The following is a 22889-nucleotide window of genomic DNA, read 5'->3' on the forward strand; positions in this document are numbered from 1 at the left end:
ATATGGAATCAACAAAACCGCTGCATGATCATGAAAATGTCACCCAACGGGTAGAGGCATTTAGCGATGGTGTTTTTGCCATTGCCATTACGTTACTGGTTCTTGAAATAAAAGTACCCGCCCTTAACGAACTTCAAAATACTTCGCTGGCGCATCATTTATTGCAATACTGGCCAAAGTATTTTGCTTATGTATTTAGCTTTTTTACCATCGGCATTTTTTGGGCCAACCATCATTACTGGTTTAAATTTTTTAAAAGAATTGATCATGTTTTTATTTTATTGAATGTATTTTTTCTGATGTGTATTTCTTTTTTGCCTTTTCCGACCGCCGTATTGGGCGATTATATTACGCATCCTGAACAAAAACAAACAGCAGTTACCTTTTATACCATTGGTATTTTTTTGCCGGCTGTTGCGTGGCTGATACTCTGGTTGTATTCGAGCCATAAAAAACGGCTGATCGACGAGCGGCTATCACCCAAATTTGTGCGTTATCTTACCAGGTTGTACATTATTTCAAATTGCTTTTATGCTTTGGCAATTATTATTTCGGTTTTTAATCCAAATGCGGCCATAATTGTTACTATATTACTGGCATTGCTTTATTTACGGTCTCCTAAAAAACCACAATATGAGTAGCCGATGGCCGATGCTTTTACAACATATTACCAGTCGCCCGTAGGGTTGTTAAAAATAACCGGCACCGGTCATTATATCAGTGAGGTGAAGTTTATGGATGAGCCGGAGGCCATTGCTGTTAATAGCAGGAAGGAAGAGCTGCCTCCCTTGGCCATTCAGGCCGTTGAACAACTGATTGAATACTTTCATGGCAACCGCCGTTTTTTCGAATTGCCCATTTCGCAGGAAGGCACGCCCTTTCAGCAAAAAGTATGGAACGAGTTGATGGCAATTCCTTTTGGCAAAACCATCAGTTATCTTGAATTGTCGCGCCGCCTGGGCGATCCCAAAGTGATCAGGGCGGCTGCTGCAGCTAATGGAAAAAACAATGTGGCTATCATAGTGCCCTGCCACCGCGTTATCGGTTCGAACAATCAACTGGTAGGATATGCCGCCGGACTGCCCCGTAAAAAGTGGCTGCTGCAGCATGAAAATAAGATTGCGCATGGTGTACAGACGTTGTTTTAGATTTTGAGATTTTGGAATTTTGAGATTTTGAGATTTTAAAACACGAAATCAAAAAATCCAAAATCAGCAATTGCTTTTACCGGCTGGTACGGCATAAGTTTTGAACAACCGATATATGTATTTTGAGGTTTTGAATTTTTGGGATTTATAGATTTGCAGAAGGCTGATCTGGAATTAAATCTCAAAATCAATAAATCCCTAAATCAGCAATCAATGTATGGCTACAAAGATTACACTTTTAAAAGGCGATATCACTAAAATAAAAGCCGACGCTATTGTGAATGCGGCTAACAGTTCATTGCTGGGCGGCGGAGGTGTAGATGGGGCCATTCATCGGGCCGGCGGCCCGGCCATTTTAGAAGAATGCCGCTATATCAGGGCCAAACAGGGCGGCTGCGAAACCGGCGAAGCCGTTATTACCACCGCTGGTCTGTTACCGGCAAAATATGTGATACATACCGTTGGACCGGTTTGGAACGGCGGAAACAAAGGCGAACCCGAATTACTGGCTGATTGTTACCGAAACTCATTACAACTGGCGGTTGAAAACGGGGTTACAACCATTGCATTCCCGAATATCAGCACCGGCGTGTATCATTTTCCAAAACCCGAAGCAGCCACCATTGCCATTAAAGAAGTACAACAGTTTTCGGCAAACGATAATAGCATTGAAGAAATATTCTTTGTATGTTTCGACGATGAGAATTATTCGCTGTACAAAGAAAGGCTGTCATGAGTTTGACTAAAATTCAGTTGATTTGCTGATCGGGAATCAGAAGTCGGAAGTAAGAAGTCGGAAGTAAGAAGAACCTGTTAATATTGGAGCATGTATTCACCATTGACTATTGACTATTGACTATTCACCATTGACCATTCACCATTGACCATTCACCATTCACGATAAACATATGCCATTTAAAGCGCTTTGGGTAACTGAAACTAAAGAAGGGAAATTTGAACGCAATATCATTGACAGATATATCGATGATTTGCCCAACGGCGAAGTAGTTATTCGAGTACATTACTCGTCACTGAATTATAAAGATGCCATGTCGGCAACGGGTAATAAAGGCATTACCCGAAAGTTTCCCCATACACCGGGCATTGACGCCGCCGGTATAGTAGAGATCAGCCGCCATGAAGTGTTTGCCGTAGGCGATGAAGTGATTGTTACCGGTTACGACCTGGGTATGAATACCTGCGGTGGGTACGGACAATATATTCGTGTACCGGCTGCCTGGGTGGTTAAAAAGCCCGCATCCCTTTCGCTGAAAGAATGTATGATCATCGGCACAGCTGGTTTTACAGCCGGATGCGCCGCCTATAAAATGGAATTAATGAAACAGGCGCCCGATGCCGGTCCGATAGTGGTTACCGGCGCCACAGGGGGCGTGGGCAGTATGGCAGTGTCTGTGCTGGCAAAAGCAGGTTACGAAGTAATTGCTGTAAGCGGTAAATCAAATGCGCTGGAATATCTGCAACACCTGGGCGCAGCGCGCATTGAAGACAGGTCTTTTGTAAACGATACGTCGGGCAAAGCCCTTTTAAAACCACAATGGGCAGGCGCTGTTGATACCGTAGGTGGCAATACCCTGGCCACATTGATTAAAGGTTGCCAGCCCGAAGGCTGCGTGGTAAGCACCGGCCTGGTGTCATCGCCCCAACTCGATACTACTGTATATCCGTTTATATTGAACGGCGTAAACCTGTTGGGTGTAGGGTCGGCCGGAACACCCATGCCGGTAAGGCTCACCATCTGGGAAAAACTATCACACGACTGGAACATAAAAGATAAATTAGCTGCTATTGGTAAAGAAGTAACACTCGAAGAATTGAATACAACCTATATCGATGCCATTCTTGAAGGAAAGATCATGGGCCGCATAGTTGTAAACCTCACTACCCTGTAATCATGGAGCTTTTACAGTGGAAAGTAGCAGCGGTGATACGCGAAACACCCAATACTTGTACCTATGTGCTGGAAGAAACGCAGGGTAAACCGGTTGTGTGGGAAGCAGGCCAGTCGGTTACTTTTTTGTTTACGCACGACCATCACGAAATACGCCGCTCCTACTCTATTTGCACCACCCCGGGCATTGATAAACAAATAGCCATTACCGTAAAGAAAAAAGAAAACGGTGAAATATCACGGCATATACTCAACACCTGGCAACCGGGCACATTGGTAAACAGTTTACCACCGGCAGGACGTTTTACCATAACCACCGATGCCAAACAACAACGCCATATTTATTTTATAGCCGCAGGCAGCGGCATAGTGCCCATATTTGGACTGCTAAAAAAAGTATTGTTCGAAGAACCGCTGAGCCATATAACGCTGATTTATCAAAATCACGATGAGCGCAATATCATTTATTATAAACCGCTTCAACAGCTGGCGGCACAATACCCCCGTCGTTTTACGCGCATTGATCTGTTGAGTAATCCTACAGATGCCGATGCCCGGCCGGTACGGCTGAATAACTGGCTGCTTGAACAATTTCTAACCACAAACTACAAACCACAAACAGCAAACAGTTTATTCTACACCTGCGGTCCCGAATCGTATATGCGTATGGTGCAGTTTACGCTTCGCGTTATGGGTTTTCATGAAGATCAGTTACGCAAGGAACATTTTGTGATAGAACCGGTACGCAAACCCGCATTTACCATACCGGCCGATTCGCATACCGTAATGTTGCATTACGCCAACCAAACCTATCAATTCACCACCGCATTTCCCGATACCATTTTAAAGGCAGCCCAAAAACACGGCATTACCCTGCCCTATAGCTGCAATACCGGCCGCTGCGCCACCTGTGCCGCCCGGTGTAGCAAAGGCTCTGTAAAAATGAGCAACAACGAAGTGCTTACCGATAAAGATTTACAGGAAGGATTGGTGCTCACCTGTGTGGGATATGCTGAAACGGATGTAGAGCTGGAGTTTTAAATCCTGAGCGAAGTCGAAGGATGTCCTGAGCGGAGTCGAAGAACCGTTCACGAAACTATTGTTTGATAAGTCAATATCCAGTAATATTTCAGATTAATAACTTCAATACCGGTTGCTTTATTCTCCGGTACTTTTTGCAGAAATTCTTCAGTGGGAAAGTTTTTTAACACCTTATGCTTTGTACTATTCTGCAGTTGACGAATTTGCCAGCTGTTTCCGTTTTCGTCGGTGTGTGCAATTGGCAGATTGCTTCCTTCAACATAGTTGTTATCCATAAAAACAACAGTACCGCCGGGTACAACGAGTGAGTTGATTTTATCAATAAAGTCATTTAACCCTTCAATTGGAATATGACTCCAGATAAAACCGCCAAACAAACTTTCATACTGTTTACCGGTATGCATGTTAAACAGATCGGCTATCTGAAAACTTACTTTTGATGGCGGATATGCTTTTGATCTGGCTATTTCCACAACCGGTTCATTGATATCGGTAGCAAAAACGGTATGCGCTGTTTTGGCAATTCTTTCTGTCCAGTATCCGGTGCCACAGGCAATCTCGAGCACTTCTTTATTTAGAAAAATTTTCTGCAGCAGCATTTCGGCCTGTAACAGGTTATCCTGCCGTTCAGGCTTATGATATATTTTTTCGTATTCGGCAGCCCTTTGCCGGTAATATGAAATAAGGTCTTTATTCATACTTAAAATTTGGCCACGCAGGTATTTAATTATTCACCGTTACACATACACCGGTCATGATTTAATCTTTACTGTTATATCTTTTAATTGCCAGCAGGTAGTTTTTCTTTTGAAAAGCTTTATAAGCCTTTTAATTATTCATTAAAATGGGTTCCAGCTCGGAGATTACTGGTACCGCTATCCTTAAAAGTAGTCCAGTATTGAATTTTCCTGAATTGGGTCAGCAGTTCCTGCTCAATTTTCATAGGATGCTGGGCATGCAAATCGTTCAATCCCCAAAGAATAATAAAAGGAATAAGGGTGCGCATGCACTAATATAGGAAAACCCCAGGCAATAGTCAATAGGCAGTAGGCAGTGGTTCCAAAACTTAAAACTTATTACTTAAAACTTACAACTACTTCAGTTCCTCGCTCGTAAACGCCAGCGGTAGCAACGAGCTGGCCTTTGATATCACATATATTTTTCCTTCCATGCCTCCCAGTATTAACCGTATGGGATGGCCTACCCGCATTTCAAATTCCTGTAACGATTGCCGGCAGATGCCGCAGGGCGATATAGGATGATCACTGTTACCATTACCTGCCTGATAGCTGATGGCCAACGACTCAATGGGAACTTTGGGATACAACGACGATGCCGATGCCAGCAAAACGCGCTCGGCGCATAGCCCTACGGGAAATGAAGCATTTTCCTGGTTCGAACCGGCCACTATTTCGCCATTGGCCAGCTTGGCCACCGCACCCACATGAAAATTTGAATACGGTGCATACGCATGCTGCGTTACTTCCCGCGCCTCATTCAATAACCAGGCATCTTCTTCTTTCAACTCATCTATTGAATCGTATACTTCAAATGAAAATTTATATTCATCTTTTTTCATATTGAGCTTAGTTTAATTGTTACCGGCTTACCCCGACAAAAAATCCCTCTGCGGTGAGCAGAAGGATTATTAAAGATAGTAATCAATTGGCAATTAGCAATTGGCAATATGCAAGGCCTTGTCTATTGCCTGTTGTCCATTGTCTATTGGTTAATGTATTGATCTGAACATTCTGTTCCACCGTACGCCCTTATCCCAGCTCATCCAAATTAACCAGGCTTCGCCAACAACGTGGTCTTCGGGAACAAAGCCCCAGAAACGGCTGTCCTGCGAACGGTGGCGGTTATCACCCATCATCCAGAAATAGTTCATCTTGAATGTATAGGAAGTAGCTTCTTTTCCATTGATAAATATTTTGCCATCACGCTCTTCCCAGTCGTTGTTTTCATACACTTTGATAGCCCTTTTGTAAAAGGCAATGTTCTGGGGGGTTAACTGAATCGTTTCGCCTTTTTTCGGTATCCATAACGGACCAAATTCATCGGTGCTCCATAAACATACACTGGTATCGCGCGGAAATATACGCGGATCGCCGGTATTCTCCAGCTTGCGGGTAACCGTAACGCCCGGTATTTTTTTGAGTATTTCAGCTTCGCTTTCGGTAAGATTGATCTGGTAAGTGTTGCCACCGTAAGGAATAAAATCGGGATTGCGTTCGTCGGTGTTCAAATGTATACCGGCCTCTCTTAATTGATCTTCATTCAAAATTCTGTTACCGGTAGTGGTAACCATATAATCAGTAGCAGAGGTGGGCGAAATATAAGCCTTGCTGCCGTTTACGTATAAAATACCGTCTTTGATCTGAATTTTATCACCGGAAATAGCAACACAGCGTTTAATATAGTTTTCACGTTTATCAACCGGACGGGTTACCACGGTATAATCGTTCCAAACAATGTCGCGGGCTTTTTGCTTAGCCACCGCTTTCAACTCGGTTTCATTGGCAATTTGCCCTTTTAACTGCTGGTACTGCCGCATTTCCTCGGCCTGTAAAATATCGTAATACGGGTCCTGCGAATCGAGCTCTTTGGTAAGCGTATCGCCTGCCGGGAAATTAAATACCACCACATCATTGCGTTTTACCGGACTGGCGAACCAGCGGGTATAAGGCAGATGAATGATTTCGGTATATGACTTCATGTTAAAAACAGGCAATGTATGATGCACGAACGGCACCGCCAGGGGCGTATTGGGAATACGGGGCCCGTAGCTCAGTTTGCTTACAAAAAGAAAATCGTTTACCAGCAGCGTCTTTTCCATGGAGCCTGTAGGAATGGTATAGGCTTCAAATACAAAAACACGAATAAGTGTTGCCGCCACCACCGCAAACACACCGGCATCGATCCATTCGCGAACGGTTGATTTTTTATGATTTTTAACAGCCTCGGGACCCAGGTATTTTACTTTAGGCTTATATCCGATGTAAGGAAAATATACTACCGAAAGCAGGGAAGCCCCTACATGGTCCCAAAAACTGAATTTGCCGAATAATTTTACTATTTCAACCATCAGCCACATGCTGATAAACCAGCCGGCAACCGGAATAAACTGCCAGAAAAACCAATGCTTTTTTAAACGGGCCAGTTTTATTATTTCCCACGTATTATAAAAAGGAACCCAGGCTTTCCACGACGGTATCCCGGCCCTTTCGAATAATTTTGCTAAACCAATGGCAGGCAATTCTACTATAAGTAAGGAAACTATTATTATAACTAACAGATCGTGTAAACTCATTATGAGGCTATTTTAAAAAAATCCGGGCAAAAATACCATATTAATTTGCATAGAGCGGGCCAATAACGAACATTTTGCTAAAAACGTATAAACTTTAGCCCGTTTGGCCTGTTATGTTAAACAGTATTTGACCAGTTTAATTAGTTGTAATATCTTACCATTTGTTACACCAATATGAATTTGTTTTCCATCCGGGATATTGAAAACTTAACAGGCATAAAAGCGCATACACTGCGCATCTGGGAACAGCGGTATAATATTTTCTGCCCCAAAAGGAAGGAAAGTAAGCATCGTTTCTATGATTGTGAAGACCTTAAACAACTGTTACGAATTGCATATCTGTACAACAACGGACATAAAATTTCCCAAATTGCCTGCTGTTCGCCCGAAGAAATGGCGAAACTGGCGCTCGAAATAAGGCCCGATGCCGATAATTACGAAATTTTTATCAATCAATTAACAGAAGCTTCCATTGATTTCGACCTTGAACGGTTCGAAAAAATTCTGCATAACCTAGTATTACATGCCGGTTTCGAAAAAAGCATGATCTGTGTGTTGTTCCCGTTGCTGAAAAAATTAGGCTTATTATGGCTTACCGGAAAAGTAATACAGGCACACGAACATTTTGCCCGCGCCCTGATCATCAAAAAAATGATGGTGGCCATTGATGGGCTCGACCGGCCCGTTTATACCGGCGGACGCAGGGTATTGCTGTTTACGCCGGCCGGCGAACACCACGACATACCGGGAGCAGATTGCCAGGAACTACCCCTGCTTTTTATGCAATACATGCTAAAAAAAGAAGGAGTACCGCATATTTACCTCGGGAAAAACGTGCCATTAACCATGTTGCAACAGATCTGCGCCCTTCATCCCTGTACGCAGTTGTATTTTTTCATGATCCCCAATTTGAATAAATGCGACATGCATGAATACCTGAAACAATTCTCAGGCATGTTCCCCGATAAAGAGATTGTTTTTTCGGGCCCCGAAGCCTGCCAGTGCAGTTGCGACCTGGCGAATGTAAGATTATTGAAAACGGTTGAAGAAAAGAGGCAGTTTTTGAAGGAAACCATTCAGCAATAACGAATATCGAATAATAAATGACGAATGTCGAAGTGAAAGCATTTCGACATTCATCATTCAAAATTCATTATTCAATATTTACCGTTTGGGAACTACGTATGCATGCACATCATCAGGTATAATGGTTTTACCCGAAAGAATGATCAAACGCTCCACCACATTGCGCAATTCGCGAATATTACCCGTCCAGTTATGTTGTTTTAACCCATCGAGCGCTTCCTTTTCGATGCCTTTTTTGGGAATACCATAATCGGCACAGATGTCGGTAAGAAATTTATCAACCAGCAGCGGAATATCTTCACGGCGGTCGTTGAGCGAAGGCACATGAATGATAATTACACTAAGCCTGTGGTATAAGTCGAGCCGGAAATTCTTATCATCCACTTCTTTCAGCAGGTCTTTATTGGTAGCCGCAATTACGCGAACATCAACGCTGATGTCTTTATCGCCGCCAACGCGGGTGATCTTTCCTTCCTGCAAAGCGCGTAATACTTTAGCCTGAGCGCTGAGGCTCATATCGCCAATTTCATCAAGGAAAAGCGTACCGCCATGGGCCTGTTCAAACTTACCAATGCGTTGTTTAACAGCCGAAGTAAACGACCCTTTTTCATGACCGAATAATTCGCTTTCGATCAGCTCGCTGGGAATAGCCGCGCAGTTAACTTCAATCAGCGGACCGGCAGCACGGTTGCTTTTTTCGTGCACCCAGCGGGCAACCAGTTCCTTCCCCACCCCGTTTTCGCCTGTTACTAAAATACGGGCATCTGTAGGCGCTACTTTATCGATCGTTTCCTTGATTTTGATAATGGGCGCCGATTCGCCGATCATTTCTTCTACCTTACTCACTTTACGTTTCAACACTTTGGCTTCGGTAACCAGGTTGTTTTTATCCATCGCGTTGCGAATGGTGATCAGCAGCCGGTTTAAGTCGGGTGGCTTCGAAATATAATCGTAAGCCCCTTTTTTTACGGCTTCTACCGCTGTTTCGATGGTACCGTGGCCCGAAATCATGATCACCGGTACATCGGGATTGGCTTCACGCGCCTTATCAAGAAACTCAATACCATCAAGTTTGGGCATCTTGATATCACATAGTACAACATCATAGGTTTTTTCCTTAAACTTCTTAAGGCCTTCTTCCCCGTCGCCGGCTTCTTCGATTTTATACCCTTCATAGGAAAGGATCTCGCTCAGGGTTTTACGGATTGCTTTTTCGTCGTCGATAATTAAAATGTTTGACATAGTGTGGTTTAACAGTCTTTTTCTATGGAAAAATAAAGTTCCGTTATCTCATGGTTCTCCAAAAGTAATGATATGAAATGGAACCTCCGCATGACAATTATCCTGCCGCTTTTTTCGTGTTTTTCCTATGAAAAACAAACAACCGGGCATATACCCCTCCCGCGCCCGCGCGGGATTGTTTCATCATACTCCACAGTTGCCGATATTCCGCTTCCCGAAGGATTTAAACGCATCCCGTATGCCGCAGGTTCATTTGCCGCGTGGCTTCGCCAAACAGGTATTAAAAAAGATAAAACAGTTTATTTGTATAATGGCCAGCCAAAGCAAAACCAGTCGGCCCAATATGCGGTGCTGGATGTTCCGGTAGGCAAAAAAGACCTGCAGCAATGCGCCGATGCGGTGATGCGGATGAGAGCGTCATGGCTGTACAACCAGAAACGTTATTCTGAAATTTCCTTTTCCGACAATAATGGTAAAAAGTACAATTGTCCGGCAAGTGTAGACAGTACCCGGTTCGAGCGCTATCTTGAACAGGTGTATAATTACTGCGGAACTTTGTCGCTCGAAAAACAATTGCGGCCGGTGAGCAGTTTTGAGGCCATTCAACCGGGTGATGTACTGATCAAAGGCGGTTCGCCGGGCCATGCGGTGATTGTGATGGATGTGGCCGTAAACAATGCCGGTAAAAAGATTTATATGCTGGCGCAAAGCTATATGCCTGCTCAAAGTATACATTTATTAAAAAATCCTATGAATGAAGGGATGAGCCCCTGGTACGAGGCAAAAACAGATAACTCATTCATTATCACACCCGAGTGGACGTTTACGCCAAAACAATTGCGTCGCTGGCAGTAAAAATATGCAGCCATACAGGTATTACTTAGTAAAACTACTTTGCAAAACCGATTGTTAACTATTATTTTAGAGCAGTATCCTTTAAAAAACAATTCCTAAATAAAAATCCGTTACTATGAAGGCATCTACCATGGATGTTCATCAGAGCCCTTCGCTCGTTAAAGTTATTACCCGATTAGTTTTGTTAGGTGGATTTATTCTTGGAGGCATGTATGCGTTTCTGCAGATATGCGCTGAGGTTTTCAAGATATTTCAATAGTTTTTTATTTTTCCAGCAAGCAAGAACGGCCCTGCTAAAGCGGGGCTTTTTTAGTGAATGGCCTTATCCAAAAAACAAAACCGGCAACAGCCAACAGACTAATCTGTTCCTGTTACCGGTTCAACATTTTATAATTACTTAGAAAAATCAAATCGCGAATCAACCACAAGCCTCAAACCCCGTCCGACCGGGTCATCCGGGCGGGCACAAACCCGAAACCTGCCTACTTCTGCGTATACATCACTTCTTTCACCAGCTTCACTGTTTTTTCAACACTTGGCAGTGCTGCTTCAACCAGGTTGGGTGCGTAGTGTAAAGGTGCATCGGCGGCAGTTAAGCGGCGGATGGGGGCATCGAGGTAATCGAAACCTTCTTTCTGAATGCGGTAAGCAATTTCAGAAGAAACCGAACACATGGGCCATTGTTCTTCAACAATTACCAGGCGATTGGTTTTCTTAACGCTTTCGAGGATCGTCATCCAGTCGAGCGGACGAATAGTACGTAAATCAACCACTTCAGCGCTGATGCCTTCTTTTTCGAGCTCAGCGGCAGCAGCCAGCGATACCTTCATCATTTTATTGTAAGAAACGATGGTAACATCATTTCCCTGTTTTTTCACATCACTTTTGCCAATGGGAATAATATACTCTTCTTCAGGAACCTCGCCTTTTTCGCCATACATTACTTCACTTTCCATAAACATCACCGGATCTTCATCGCGGATGGCGGCTTTCAGCAATCCTTTGGCATCGTAGGGGTTACTGGGAGAAATCACCTTGATACCGGGAATATTGGCGTAATAGCTCTCAAAAGCGGTTGAGTGCTGAGCACCCAGCTGACCGGCAGATCCATTGGGGCCGCGGAAAACGATCGGACAACCAACCTGTCCGCCGCTCATCGCCAGCATTTTCGACGCTGTGTTTAAAATCTGATCCAATGCCAGTACGGCAAAGTTCCAGGTCATGAATTCAACGATAGGACGTAATCCGTTTTGAGCGGCCCCTACCGCAATTCCGGTAAAACCCAGCTCAGAAATAGGTGTGTCAATGATCCTTTTAGCGCCGAATTCTGCCAGCATGCCCTGGCTTACCTTATAGGCGCCGTTGTATTCAGCTACTTCTTCACCCATCAGGAAAACCCGGTCGTCTCTTCTCATTTCTTCACTCATAGCTTCGCGCAGTGCTTCGCGGAATGCGATATTTCTTGCCATTCTGTATTGTGTTTTTAAAACCGGGCAAAATTATTGGTTGAAAGGCAGAATAACAAATTTGAAGTCGGAAGTCGGAAATACAATGTCAGAAGTCGGAGGTCAGAAGTCAGAAGAACCCGATTTGTCCCCCCATCCCCTCAATTTCTATCTTCGGACCTCAGACTTCCGGCTTCTGACCTCCAAAAACAGTCCACACGTCAAAGTAATTTTACGAGCGGCCGACCGGCAGGTAGGTTTGTGAAAAATTAACTCATATGCAACCTGTATCCAACCGCCAGGCATACTTAGACTGGCTGCGCATCGGCTCTATTATTGCTGTGTTTTTTTTGCACTCGGGCATGGCTTACGTGGCCGAATGGGAATGGCACATTAAAAATCATGAAACCAGTCAGCTGCTGATGGAATTCAACTTCTGGCTCGGCCGCTTCAGAATGCCATTATTATTTTTCATTTCCGGCACTGTTACCTGGTTTATGCTGCAAAAAAGGACCAGCGGCTCATTTATTGGTCTGCGTTTCAGACGGCTTTTTATTCCACTGCTATTCGGTATGCTGATCGTTGTACCGCCGCAGGTATATATGGAGCGGCTGACACAGGGCTTCAAAGGAAATTTTGCCGACTTCTACCCTACTGTTTTTACAACCGGCGCTTATCCAAAAGGAAACCTTAGCTGGCATCACCTGTGGTTTATTGTTTATTTGTTTGTATATGATATTGTTTTTGCCCCGGTATTTAAATGGAGCATGAGCGAAAACGGAAAAAAACGCCTGTCGTTTTTCAACCAACTGGCCAACCGCAAATGGATTTACCTGCTGATGCTGCCCTCGATAATAATTTTTACTTCCATGAATTTATCGTTCCCCGAAACACACGATCTTATACACGACTATTGCCGGGTGCTGTACTGGTTAACATTTTTACTCACCGGATTTGTTTGTATTAACTTTCCGTCGCTGATGGATAGTCTTGAAAGAAATCGTCGATTTTCGCTGCTGCTGGCATTTGCAAGCATTTTTGTGATCAATTACATTCGCTGGAACAACATGGAGCCATTTGATATTATTCCACACTGGAAAAGCGACTGGCGCACCTATGCATATATGACGTTATACCCGCTAACCGCCTGGACCTGGATATTTACAGCTATTGGGTATGGGAAAAAGTACCTGAATAAAAAACATACCATACTCAACTACCTGAACGAAGCGGTATATCCGTTTTATATTTTACATCAAACAGTAATTGTAGTTATAGTATATTATGTGGTGCAATGCCATGATTCGGTATATAGCAAATTCATATTCACTTTTGTAGCATCCTTTGCAGTAACCACAGCCATTTATCATCTTGTGATCAAACAATTTGCGGTAACACGGTTTTTGTTTGGAATGAAGCCCCGGAAAAAGGTTACAGGATACAAGGCACAGGTTGCAGGGAATGAAGAAGGAAAATTGAAGGAAATTGCAGAACCAACTGTGCTAATATCGTAACTTACCTTACATGTTTTTTCGATTCAACGCCTGCGCGCAAAACAAAATTGAATAATAATGAAATGGTTTTGGAAATATTTGTTCCCTCCCCTGTATGGATTGCTGATCTATGTAACACTACGTGTGATCAACGACTCCATTTCCCATACCAGATTCTGGAAGCGGCCATTGGGTGTAACTACCATTGAAATTATTTTTGTGCTGGCATCCGGCTATATAATGATGTATGCTTTTAAAAAATTATTTAGGCATTACGATAAAACGCTACAACATACCATCAGTTTTAAAACCATGCTGCAGGAACTGGCCTGGGTGGTGATTATAACAGAAGTGATCAACAACGCTGTCATAACACCTATGGTGGCACTTACAGATGACGGCTTATCGTGGGGCGATTTTGCACAGATCAATATCATTCCGTTATTATTGTGTCTTATTTACTATGCCATTGCCCGAAGCAATAAGCTGCTGCAGGCCTATGTAAATAACAAGGTGTTATTGGAAAAGCTAACCAACGACCATTTACAAACAGAACTGAAATTCCTGAGAGCACAATACCACCCACATTTTTTATTTAATGCGCTTAATACCGTTTACTTTCAAATGGATGAAAGTGTAACAGAAGCCAAAAAGAGCATAGAAAAATTTTCAGAGCTGCTACGCTACCAGTTGTACGATCAGCAGCAAACAGTACCGGTAAGCCAGGAGTTGCATTACCTGCAAAATTTTATCGAACTGCAAAAAGTAAGAAGTTCCGACAAATTACAGCTGCAGGTACATTTTGATCAAACATTGAATGGTGAGCAGGTATACCCCCTGTTATTTTTACCGCTGGTAGAAAATGCATTTAAATATGTGGGTGGTGATTACCATATTTGTATCGAAGCAAAGAAAGAAAACGGCCACATACACTTTATGGTTCAAAACTCCATTCCGCAAACCGCCGAATGGATGCAGGAAAATAATTATGAAAAAAGAACCGGTATCGGCCTTGAAAACCTGAAGCGGCGGCTTGAGTTATTGTATCCGGAAAAACATGCATTTGTTGCAGAGAAAAAAGACAATCATTTTTTAGCGATAATACAATTACAGGCAAGTTAGTTTTTAACGATCAGTATGACACCAACCATTAAATGCATCATTACCGATGATGAGCCCTTAGCCCGGAAAGGTTTGCAGGGTTACATCGAAAAAATTGATTTTTTGCAGCTGGCCGGCGTTTGCGAAGATGCTATTCAACTCACGTCGCTATTAAAACAACAACCGGTTGATCTGCTTTTTCTCGACATAGAAATGCCATATATTTCCGGCATTGATTTTTTAAAGAATACACCACAGGCGCCAAAAGTTATTTTTACAACCGCCTATGAGCAATATGCTATAAAAGGATATGAACTGGATATTTTAGACTACTTGCTAAAGCCAATTTCCTTTGATCGTTTTTTAAAATCCGCGAATAAAGTGTACGACTACTTTGCTGTGCAGCAAACCAGTTCAAACAATTACCTGTTTGTAAAAACCGATAACAAGCTCGAAAAGATCACCTTCAGCGAATTGTTGTTCGTAGAAGCTATGGAGAATTACGTAGCCCTGTATACGCCCGGCAAAAAACTGATCACCCACTCAACCCTGAAAGCCCTGCAGGAAAAATTGCCGCCCGGCCAATTTGTTCAGCCACACAAATCGTACCTGGTGAACATCAATTGCATTCAATCAATCGAAGGAAATATATTACATGTGGAAGGGAAGTTTCAGATTCCGATTTCGAAGTATCAGAAAGATGAGATTATGGAGAAGATTGTGAATAATAAGTTGTTGAAGAAGTAGGGTATCGCAATTTGCGATTAAGGAATTCAAAATATCCGCCTGACACAAAACCTCGGTTATGAGCTATTTTTCTTGTCATTGTTTGAAGTATTCGTCAATTTCAGGTCTATGGTAGTCAATAATCCATTCATTTCTTTTTATGTAAATGTCACGAATTTTATCTGCTTTGTCGCTCCAAACATAGCAACCTCTGTCGTCATACATTTGAAATGCTCTGTCTGAAAAAGTATCGAAAAAGAAAATTTTTTGGTCTATTCCAGGACCAAACCCCATTTCAGTATTTGCAATTCCATTCAGAATATTTCTTGCATTAATATCCTGAACGGGCAATTTCCCAATTATAATTCTTACTTCATCTTTGTCTAAAACATCGTTGCCATTTTCGTCTGTCGTAAAAAAACGAGTATTTACCATTTCCAGTTGATTATAAAACTTAGCGAAACTGTCAGCTGGAAATTGTTTGTGTAAATAGTCATTTGAGGCATTGAAAAGATTTTCGCCCTGGTATTCATAAATTAGAACAAAAATATCATTAGTTGGGTTTTGGAATGTGTCAGTAAATATTGTCATTGCTCTTTCTGTCGCCTGGTTGACTCTCTCAGTTGTCCCGTTTTTAAGTTGCTCTCCACCAAGGTCAAATCGTATATGAACTTGTCCTCCAAGCGTATGTTCAGAGTCAATTTTAGAGTAAGGATAAACTCTGTCAAAATAAGATTGTAATTCTTGTCTCAGCATTTTTCATCTTTACTTTAATATGGCTTATAACGGCCAGGTGCTTCCGAGGGCAGGCAATTAGCATTCCGTTTACCGGGACCACTTTTTGTCTACTTGTCCCATATCTTTCTAATTAGTTTCAACAGTTTCGGAGTTTTATTTGCATCGATCTGATTTTGTTTTTCAATGTCTGACATTGACATTTTAACAACATTAGCTTTTTCCCATTCTTCGTATGTAGGTTGTTTTAAGTCTGCACCGCCTTTATGGGCGTTCTGAACATATCCTTTAGCTGGTTTAGGCAATTGCCCCTCACATTCTATTGAACATATATTGGCCAATAATGGCAAAACATCTGTTCCAACCCATAGCGAAATCCAAAGCTGGTTTGTTTGTTCGTAAGTCAATTCTTTTTTGCAGACGCTACAATTAACGGTGTCACCGATATATCTGACTGAATTATATGTCAAACGAGGAAAGCCCATCCTGTTTTTAAAGTTACCATAAAGAGCTCTCGTGCTAACTCTGCTATCTTTTAACTTTTTACAGTTAGTTATTTCGTAAGGAAACCAATGCAAGTCGTATGATGTATATGGGTCAAAATATTCCAAAGATTCCATTTCGCCTATTTCTGGCGGAATTCTTTTAAGTTTGCTTCCATACAACCATACTTTCTTTACATTTTTAAGTTTTGAGATACTTTCGGGCAGTGTATGTATTTGAGAAAACAAATCTTCACCAAGTGCCTCAAGGGGTGAAAATTCTTCAATATTTTCTGTGGCAACTTTGTCAACATAGTCACATAACCTTAGCCAGGCTACAGAGTTTCTGTCCTGCACATCATTTTCTATTTTTGAAATTCTGTCGTTCATTGTTTTGTTTGAAGGGTGTTGCCAATTTTTGTTTCATCGTTATCAGTACCCACCTTAAGTTCAAGCCAGTATTTATTTTACTCTTTGCCAAGTTTTCTAAGTTGTCCCTTTGCTAATTTGTGTCCGTATTTATCAGCCTTTAAAAAATAATATTTTGCCCAACGTTTGGATTGCTTAACACCTTCACCTTCTTTGTAGCAAAGTCCTAAATTATAAAGCGCTTTTTCGTCATTTTGAGCAGCGGCTTTTTTGTACCAGAATACTGCCATACGCTCGTCCTTTTTTATTCCTTCACCATAAAAATATGAATAGCCAAGGTCCAGTTGTGCGTAGATTAGTCCGGCCGTTGCCGCTTTTTTATACCATTGAATTTTCTTTTTTTCATCTTTTATTCCAAGCTCGCCCGTTGAATAGAAAAAGCCAACATTATATTGAGAGTCTCTATGTCCCACCTTTGCCGCTTTTAAATACCAATCAAAAGCAAGTTGCAGGTTTTTATCCGTCCCGTAGCCATTGTCGTAGCAGGTTGCTAAATAAAATTGAGCGCTTATATGTCCGTTAGTTGCCGCACAATACCAAAGTGAAAAGATATCTTCCCAATTTTTCTTTTTCCCTTTTGTCTCAAAAGCAAGCTTGTAACCCAATCGAAACATTTTGTCAATTTTGGCTTTAGTAAATTTCACTTCTGTATGTCGCATATTTGGTAAAATGATTCGTTTGGCAGGCTTATTATTTTAGTTACCCGACAACAGACAAAGCCGGATAAGTAAAAGTTACTTCGCAAGATATGGCTGAGTTCTCATTTCTTCTGCTTTAAAAAAGGAAATTTTTTATCAATTATAAACTGCGCGCCAAATGGTATAATTGCTTTTTGACAAAAAACAACCGTTAGAATAGAAATATATACGCAGGACGATACTAAAATTAAGCCCCAGTTGCCTATTGGTGTATCCGGCCTTGACCATGATGGATTAAAAAGAAGATATTTTACTCTGATGGTGCTGTCTGTAAGCGGAATGCCATTTCGCAGGTAATAACTTTCATATTCCCGGTCGCCAACGGTATATGCTACCTGTATATTTTGTACATGCCTGTATCTTCCTGAGCCTTTTCCGAAGGCCATAATTTCACCTTCAGTTGTACTGCTGATCAGCCAAATACACTGGTACAACAGGCAAACAACTACAAAAAGCCCTAACAAAAGGAAGTAGGTTTGGGTTCGGGAGAATATCATTCGAAGCTATTATAGCCACATAAGTTATAACATATATACGAAAACGCAAAAACGAAAATTGCATTTACAATTCTGCTGCCTTTTGACTGGCGGATGGAAAACAGATGGATATATAAAAACTATTATAGCATAAAATTACGAGGAAAATTATTATATGAAAACCGATGTTCCTTAATTGATTGTGAGCCAGTCGCTGAGTAAACTCATGTCATGGCCAGTATCTTGCCCCCGCCCATATATTTAACAGGCCGTACCTCGCCGTACTTCATTACGCCAAACCTTATGCCCAGAGCCAGCATGCAGGTAAAGGAACCGGCATTGGGTTTGTTGGGTAATTGTAATTCTAGTTGCATCGAAGGAGAACCGTTTCCTGTATGGAACCAATCGGTATATATATCATCAGCAAAAGCTTTTGTATAATCGCCATTCATCCGGTATCCGAACTCGTTATACAACCAGTCGGGTACTATGCTTAGTGACACTATAAACTGGTACAGGGGATAATTGCCAGGAGGCACAAAATTCACTTCGGGCAACAGGGCCGGAATATCCACCGTTGCCTGTAACGATTCTTTGTTGAGCGTATAGTATACGGGATTTTTTACAATAGATTCAAACAGGTGGCTTCGGTTGAAGTTAAAACCCTCCAATATGCGCGGATTGCGCGACAACTGTACATGCCGCTTACCGAATTCGCTTTCCGGATCCATCACCTGTATACCTTTCAGCAGGGAATTAATGGGCCCCACCAGGTTAAAATCGGTCACCTGCTTAAACGGATGCAACTTTTGGCGTATCCATGCACAGGCCTTAGAGCAGCCGCCAAATTCAGTATTCAGTCTGCGGGTGAAATCAAAACTGGCATAAGTTTTTATCTGTTCTTTGGAAGCTCCGCCTTTGGTACGTAGAATAATTTTGTCGGACCCTCTTCTTTTATAAGCCGACAGGCCCTCCAGGGAGCCGGTAAACGAAATAGGCCCTTGCAGTTGCGCCATAGATGTTGGGTTTAATGATTATGCAATTGTTAGCTGTTACCTACCTTTCATCCATCTCTCCTTTTATCTTCATCTATACCTTAAAGGTACTAACTATATCATATAGGGTAATATAAAAAACAGTTGATATAAATCAAAATCATACATAAGCCATCTTTTAAAGAGATGGGTCATATATGCCTCATATATGGCTTATATATGGGTTATATATGGCTTATAGATAGATGAACCATGCCGGAAGGATAAAGGAAAGATAGCTGAAACATAGTGTAAATCCGGGCGTAAGTGATAGTGGGACCAGGCGGGAGATAGTAGAAGGATTTAAAAAACACTTGCCAGGCGCCAGCGGATGCAATACTTTGTTAGATGGAAATTTGCCTATGCATGTACGAAAAACACACTACTCGCTGTCCCCGGCCGTTATTTCGCACTACTTAAAAGTACAAATATTTTATGTATACATGGAATGAAAGGCATATAAGGTTTTGGGTTGAAGCAGGCTGCACAGGTGTTTGTGCAAGCTGCTTTTTCATATGGATAAAAAATCACTCTTGTCCGACTGCACCTCCAAAAAGCTCGTTACCATAAGATGCAGTCCAGCCGCCATATTTGAAGCCGCCCGATGTGTCTTCTTCGGGTCCACCAGGTGCTTGCATAACACCATCTAGTGTAATCATTGATAAAACAGTTATCTTTCTCATATACTTTTTAATTTATAGTTAATTGAAATTGTTGCTTTATTGTTCACTTTTTATTTAATAGCCCGAAGTTATTTATCGAGGCATCTTTTTACTACCGGATAAGATTATGTTTACTTCAAAAAGCCATCGAGGTAACCTAAGATTGTTTTCGTCTGCATCATCAGACTGATATGTCCTTGTGAAGGAACAATGGCCAACTGCGATTTTGGCATTATCCCCAGATCAGCAGAAACAGCACCTCCCAACAATTTATATGTTTTTATCAACTCAATTTTATCCAGTCCATCATTGTCACCAGATATGATTAATACAGGCGCAGAAATTTTCGAAATATTGGAGTCACCGAAGTTGAATGGCACCGGGGCGAAAGCAATCATCTGCTCTAAGAACTTTGTCCATTTTGTTTTATCAGGTGCCACTGCATCGTATGCGGCTTGCATAGGAGTGTTCGTAAAAAGTTCAGGCTTCATTGTTTTAAACGCATTGGTTATTTCGGGTAGCCAACCACTACTTTTATAAGTAGAAGAAATGATTACTAATTTTTTTACCCGTTTAGGGCTTTGTATGGCAAACTGGTAAGCCACAGAGCCGCCAAAACTATATCCTGCTACATCAGCACTGTCAATTTTCAGGTAATCCATTACTCCTTCTACATCACTTGCTAAAGTTTCGTGCGATAATTTTCTATCTGAAAACTGTGTATGTCCATGACCTTGCAATTCAATGGCAATTACTTTCCGGGTTTTTGACAGCTCAGGGATTAATTGGCCCCAGTTCGTATTAATTGTCATAAAAGCACCATGTAGTAAAACTATAGGCCTACCCTCGCCATATACTTCGTAATAAACTTTGATGCCATTAACAGGTGCGTAACCACTGTTGGAAGATTTGATTTGTTGCCCGTTTGATTGAGATGCTGCAAACATAATTGCAATTAATAGAATTGATTTAAGTGAATTACGTGTTTTGAATAGACCTTTCATAACGCTGTTTGAATTTTAGTTTGAATTTTATTGACAACACAAAACTATAATTCACTTCAGGATTTGACACGGTGTAAAAACGACATCTTAGGGGTGAATTATGCCAAAACATTTCATGATGCGTTAATGTATGACCTTGAACATCTCTTTTACCTTTTAGATGAAGCATCCAAAGAACAGCGTAAAAGAAAACGGGCAATGAAAGCTGCACGCCCGCAACCTGCTATAACAGAAGGCTCACCTTAAACACTCCAACTGAATGGGAATTTATAATGGCTGTATACTTTTCTTTGGCGTAGACTTCTTCCTGGTATCCTTTACAGCCATATACTTCTCTCCTTCCAGTTTGCGGTAACCATAGTCGTAGCAATAATGATATTCCTCGGCCTTTTCGTTTGTATATCGTTCGGTGAAATAATCGAAGCGGAAGCCCTTTTCAAGCAAATTTTGCTTATCTACTACTTTAACCTGCTTCTCCGAACCATCAAGCAGGTCAACCAAAATACGACGGTTCTTCCGCAGAATGTTATTGATGTTCCGTACCACAGGAGTAGCATCCCTGTTTAACTGGTTGTTATAATTATTGCGACATGAATCATCGCAAAACTTTTTATCGATGCGCCCTTTAATGGCCCTGTCACAAGCCAGACAGTTTCTAACAGTCATTATCAAAGGTTTAGATGGCTAAGATAAATTATAAATACAAAAAATTACCATTTGTAAGCGACAACAAACGTTTATGACCGGGAACAAACGTACGTAAACGGATTTAGTCGTGTAGGGCTATTCGTGGGTTGCATCTTTGAGTTGTCAAATCGGAACGGCGCCGGTGATCCGAAATTACAAAAAGACTGAAATAACAAAATCTGAAAATCTTTAAAACTTAACATTATGATGTACGGTATCAGAAACAAAGTCCAGCTTATTGGGAATTTAGGTAAAGAACCCGAAACAGGTTCTACTGAAAAAGGAAAGAAGTATGCCCGTTTTTCAATCGCTACCAATGAAACCTATCGCGGCACCAATGGCGAAAAAGTTGTTCAAACATCATGGCATAACCTGGTGGCATGGGGTAAGTTAGCCGAAACCGTTGAAAAGTATTTAACCAAAGGCAAAGAAGTGGCCATATCAGGTAAACTCGTGTATCGCAACTATACCGACAAAAATGGTGTGAAGCGCTATATTACCGAAGTGCATGTTAATGATCTGCTGATGCTTGGCTCAAAAAACCATGAATAGCGCTCAAGTAGTGTATTGTTGTTGTTGTGTGAACAACCCGTTCCGATTCATCGGAATGGGTTTCTTTTTTTAATCAACTGCCCTCTTCATCAGCCAATCAATTTGCGCATCGTTCCCTAACATAAACTGATGTTCGCCAAACTTCTCAAAGCCCCACCGGGTATAAAAATCAATAGCCTTCTGGTTCTTTTCCCATACCCCCAGCCAGATAACCTGCTTGTTCAGTTGCCTCGCAATATTTAAACATTCCTGCATTAGCGCACTGCCAACACCTTTACCAATACTTTTTTGTACGGCATAAATACGGGCAATTTCAATGGCTCGTACACCAGCTGGTAAATAATCGTTGGGCGTTTCATTCAAACGCACATATCCGGCCACTTCCCCGTTACTCCAGGCCAGTAAAAAAATATTACCGGCTGCCTCCACTTCGTCCATTAACTTTTGCGGCGTAAACTGTTCGTTCATGAACTTTTCCATGTCTTCCGGAGTATTATAAGCGGCAAACGTATCGTAAAAAGTCTGGCGGCTCAGATCTGCAATTATAGCCGCATCCTTTACAGTAGCGCGTTCGATGATAATTTTCTCCATACTCCAGGTTTGTGGGATTAACAACAAATTTACTGATCCTAAGCTGAACGCAGAACGCAAAACGCAAAACGCTTGAACAGGTGGAGCGTTAAGCATTCAGCATTCAGCGTTCAGCATTTAGCGTTTTTTATAATAGCTTATTATTGATCACTATCATTTTTTCCTGCAACTTTTTAGTTG

Annotated in this window: 25 protein-coding genes; 11 read left to right on the forward strand and 14 right to left on the reverse strand. The window is 41.8% G+C overall.

Going from position 1 to position 22889, the window contains the following annotated elements; genetic code table 11:
- The first annotated feature begins 2 nt into the window (after window positions 1–2).
- The 5 genes from AC59IL_RS31475 (at window position 3) to AC59IL_RS31495 (ending at window position 4098) form a co-directional block, all read left to right on the forward strand.
- The gene (locus AC59IL_RS31475; protein ID WP_496556224.1) at window positions 3–641 is read left to right on the forward strand and encodes a TMEM175 family protein; all 639 of its coding nucleotides are present in this window, start codon (window positions 3–5) and stop codon (window positions 639–641) included.
- Between the two features lie 3 nt (window positions 642–644).
- Window positions 645–1148: a methylated-DNA--[protein]-cysteine S-methyltransferase gene (locus AC59IL_RS31480; RefSeq protein WP_496556225.1), complete on the forward strand. Its 504-nt coding sequence runs from the start codon at window positions 645–647 to the stop codon at window positions 1146–1148.
- A 217-nt stretch (window positions 1149–1365) separates the two neighbouring features.
- The gene (locus tag AC59IL_RS31485) at window positions 1366–1884 is read left to right on the forward strand and encodes an O-acetyl-ADP-ribose deacetylase (protein ID WP_496556226.1); all 519 of its coding nucleotides are present in this window, start codon (window positions 1366–1368) and stop codon (window positions 1882–1884) included.
- Window positions 1885–2056: 172 nt separating this feature from the next.
- Window positions 2057–3058, forward strand: coding sequence for a YhdH/YhfP family quinone oxidoreductase (locus AC59IL_RS31490; RefSeq protein ID WP_496556227.1), 1002 nt, complete (start codon window positions 2057–2059; stop codon window positions 3056–3058).
- Between the two features lie 2 nt (window positions 3059–3060).
- Window positions 3061–4098, forward strand: coding sequence for a flavin reductase family protein (locus AC59IL_RS31495; protein WP_496556228.1), 1038 nt, complete (start codon window positions 3061–3063; stop codon window positions 4096–4098).
- Between the two features lie 47 nt (window positions 4099–4145).
- On the opposite strand, the gene AC59IL_RS31500 is transcribed toward AC59IL_RS31495, so the two are convergent.
- The 3 genes from AC59IL_RS31500 to AC59IL_RS31510 all read right to left on the reverse strand — a co-directional run bounded on the left by AC59IL_RS31500 (window position 4146) and on the right by AC59IL_RS31510 (window position 7411).
- Window positions 4146–4796, reverse strand: coding sequence for a class I SAM-dependent methyltransferase (locus AC59IL_RS31500; RefSeq protein ID WP_496556229.1), 651 nt, complete (start codon window positions 4794–4796; stop codon window positions 4146–4148).
- A gap of 395 nt (window positions 4797–5191) precedes the next feature.
- The gene (locus tag AC59IL_RS31505; protein WP_496556230.1) at window positions 5192–5677 is read right to left on the reverse strand and encodes a cytidine deaminase; all 486 of its coding nucleotides are present in this window, start codon (window positions 5675–5677) and stop codon (window positions 5192–5194) included.
- 150 nt (window positions 5678–5827) lie between these two features.
- A complete protein-coding gene (locus AC59IL_RS31510; RefSeq protein ID WP_496556231.1) occupies window positions 5828–7411 on the reverse strand; it encodes a S26 family signal peptidase in 1584 nt (527 codons plus the stop codon).
- A 174-nt stretch (window positions 7412–7585) separates the two neighbouring features.
- On the opposite strand from AC59IL_RS31510, the gene AC59IL_RS31515 reads away from it, so the two are divergent.
- Window positions 7586–8497: a MerR family transcriptional regulator gene (locus tag AC59IL_RS31515; RefSeq protein WP_496556232.1), complete on the forward strand. Its 912-nt coding sequence runs from the start codon at window positions 7586–7588 to the stop codon at window positions 8495–8497.
- 78 nt (window positions 8498–8575) lie between these two features.
- On the opposite strand, the gene AC59IL_RS31520 is transcribed toward AC59IL_RS31515, so the two are convergent.
- Complete coding sequence (locus AC59IL_RS31520; RefSeq protein WP_496556233.1) at window positions 8576–9739, reverse strand: sigma-54-dependent transcriptional regulator; 1164 nt, start codon at window positions 9737–9739, stop codon at window positions 8576–8578.
- Between the two features lie 72 nt (window positions 9740–9811).
- On the opposite strand from AC59IL_RS31520, the gene AC59IL_RS31525 reads away from it, so the two are divergent.
- On the forward strand, window positions 9812–10594 hold the full coding sequence (locus tag AC59IL_RS31525) for a DUF4846 domain-containing protein (RefSeq protein ID WP_496556234.1): 783 nt from the start codon (window positions 9812–9814) through the stop codon (window positions 10592–10594).
- Window positions 10595–11076: 482 nt separating this feature from the next.
- Here AC59IL_RS31525 and AC59IL_RS31530 read toward each other — a convergent pair whose 3' ends face one another.
- Window positions 11077–12063, reverse strand: coding sequence for a pyruvate dehydrogenase complex E1 component subunit beta (locus AC59IL_RS31530; protein ID WP_496556235.1), 987 nt, complete (start codon window positions 12061–12063; stop codon window positions 11077–11079).
- Between the two features lie 254 nt (window positions 12064–12317).
- Here AC59IL_RS31530 and AC59IL_RS31535 point away from each other — a divergent pair, with 254 nt between their 5' ends.
- The 3 genes from AC59IL_RS31535 to AC59IL_RS31545 are packed head-to-tail and all read left to right on the forward strand — an operon-like array spanning window position 12318 to window position 15380.
- Window positions 12318–13553, forward strand: a complete 1236-nt coding sequence (locus AC59IL_RS31535) for an acyltransferase family protein (protein ID WP_496556236.1) — start codon at window positions 12318–12320, stop codon at window positions 13551–13553.
- Between the two features lie 57 nt (window positions 13554–13610).
- The gene (locus tag AC59IL_RS31540; protein WP_496556237.1) at window positions 13611–14654 is read left to right on the forward strand and encodes a sensor histidine kinase; all 1044 of its coding nucleotides are present in this window, start codon (window positions 13611–13613) and stop codon (window positions 14652–14654) included.
- A 15-nt stretch (window positions 14655–14669) separates the two neighbouring features.
- Complete coding sequence (locus tag AC59IL_RS31545) at window positions 14670–15380, forward strand: LytR/AlgR family response regulator transcription factor (RefSeq protein WP_496556238.1); 711 nt, start codon at window positions 14670–14672, stop codon at window positions 15378–15380.
- A gap of 75 nt (window positions 15381–15455) precedes the next feature.
- On the opposite strand, the gene AC59IL_RS31550 is transcribed toward AC59IL_RS31545, so the two are convergent.
- The 8 genes from AC59IL_RS31550 to AC59IL_RS31585 all read right to left on the reverse strand — a co-directional run bounded on the left by AC59IL_RS31550 (window position 15456) and on the right by AC59IL_RS31585 (window position 21545).
- Window positions 15456–16115, reverse strand: coding sequence for a DUF3885 domain-containing protein (locus AC59IL_RS31550; protein WP_496556239.1), 660 nt, complete (start codon window positions 16113–16115; stop codon window positions 15456–15458).
- An 89-nt stretch (window positions 16116–16204) separates the two neighbouring features.
- Window positions 16205–16966, reverse strand: coding sequence for a hypothetical protein (locus AC59IL_RS31555; RefSeq protein WP_496556240.1), 762 nt, complete (start codon window positions 16964–16966; stop codon window positions 16205–16207).
- 77 nt (window positions 16967–17043) lie between these two features.
- On the reverse strand, window positions 17044–17664 hold the full coding sequence (locus AC59IL_RS31560; protein WP_496556241.1) for a tetratricopeptide repeat protein: 621 nt from the start codon (window positions 17662–17664) through the stop codon (window positions 17044–17046).
- A 101-nt stretch (window positions 17665–17765) separates the two neighbouring features.
- Window positions 17766–18200 (reverse strand): hypothetical protein, encoded by a 435-nt coding sequence (locus tag AC59IL_RS31565; RefSeq protein ID WP_496556242.1) that lies wholly within the window; start codon window positions 18198–18200, stop codon window positions 17766–17768.
- 203 nt (window positions 18201–18403) lie between these two features.
- On the reverse strand, window positions 18404–19195 hold the full coding sequence (locus AC59IL_RS31570; protein ID WP_496556243.1) for a hypothetical protein: 792 nt from the start codon (window positions 19193–19195) through the stop codon (window positions 18404–18406).
- Window positions 19196–19740: 545 nt separating this feature from the next.
- The gene (locus AC59IL_RS31575; RefSeq protein ID WP_496556244.1) at window positions 19741–19896 is read right to left on the reverse strand and encodes a hypothetical protein; all 156 of its coding nucleotides are present in this window, start codon (window positions 19894–19896) and stop codon (window positions 19741–19743) included.
- A gap of 110 nt (window positions 19897–20006) precedes the next feature.
- Window positions 20007–20879: an alpha/beta fold hydrolase gene (locus tag AC59IL_RS31580; RefSeq protein ID WP_496556245.1), complete on the reverse strand. Its 873-nt coding sequence runs from the start codon at window positions 20877–20879 to the stop codon at window positions 20007–20009.
- A gap of 267 nt (window positions 20880–21146) precedes the next feature.
- Window positions 21147–21545 (reverse strand): hypothetical protein, encoded by a 399-nt coding sequence (locus AC59IL_RS31585; protein WP_496556246.1) that lies wholly within the window; start codon window positions 21543–21545, stop codon window positions 21147–21149.
- A 225-nt stretch (window positions 21546–21770) separates the two neighbouring features.
- Here AC59IL_RS31585 and AC59IL_RS31590 point away from each other — a divergent pair, with 225 nt between their 5' ends.
- Entirely contained in the window at window positions 21771–22118 is a 348-nt protein-coding gene (locus AC59IL_RS31590) for a single-stranded DNA-binding protein (RefSeq protein WP_496556247.1), read from the forward strand.
- 69 nt (window positions 22119–22187) lie between these two features.
- On the opposite strand, the gene AC59IL_RS31595 is transcribed toward AC59IL_RS31590, so the two are convergent.
- The gene (locus AC59IL_RS31595; RefSeq protein WP_496556248.1) at window positions 22188–22709 is read right to left on the reverse strand and encodes a GNAT family N-acetyltransferase; all 522 of its coding nucleotides are present in this window, start codon (window positions 22707–22709) and stop codon (window positions 22188–22190) included.
- Between the last annotated feature and the right edge of the window lie 180 nt (window positions 22710–22889).

The organism is Niastella sp. sgz303648 (assembly GCF_059587045.1).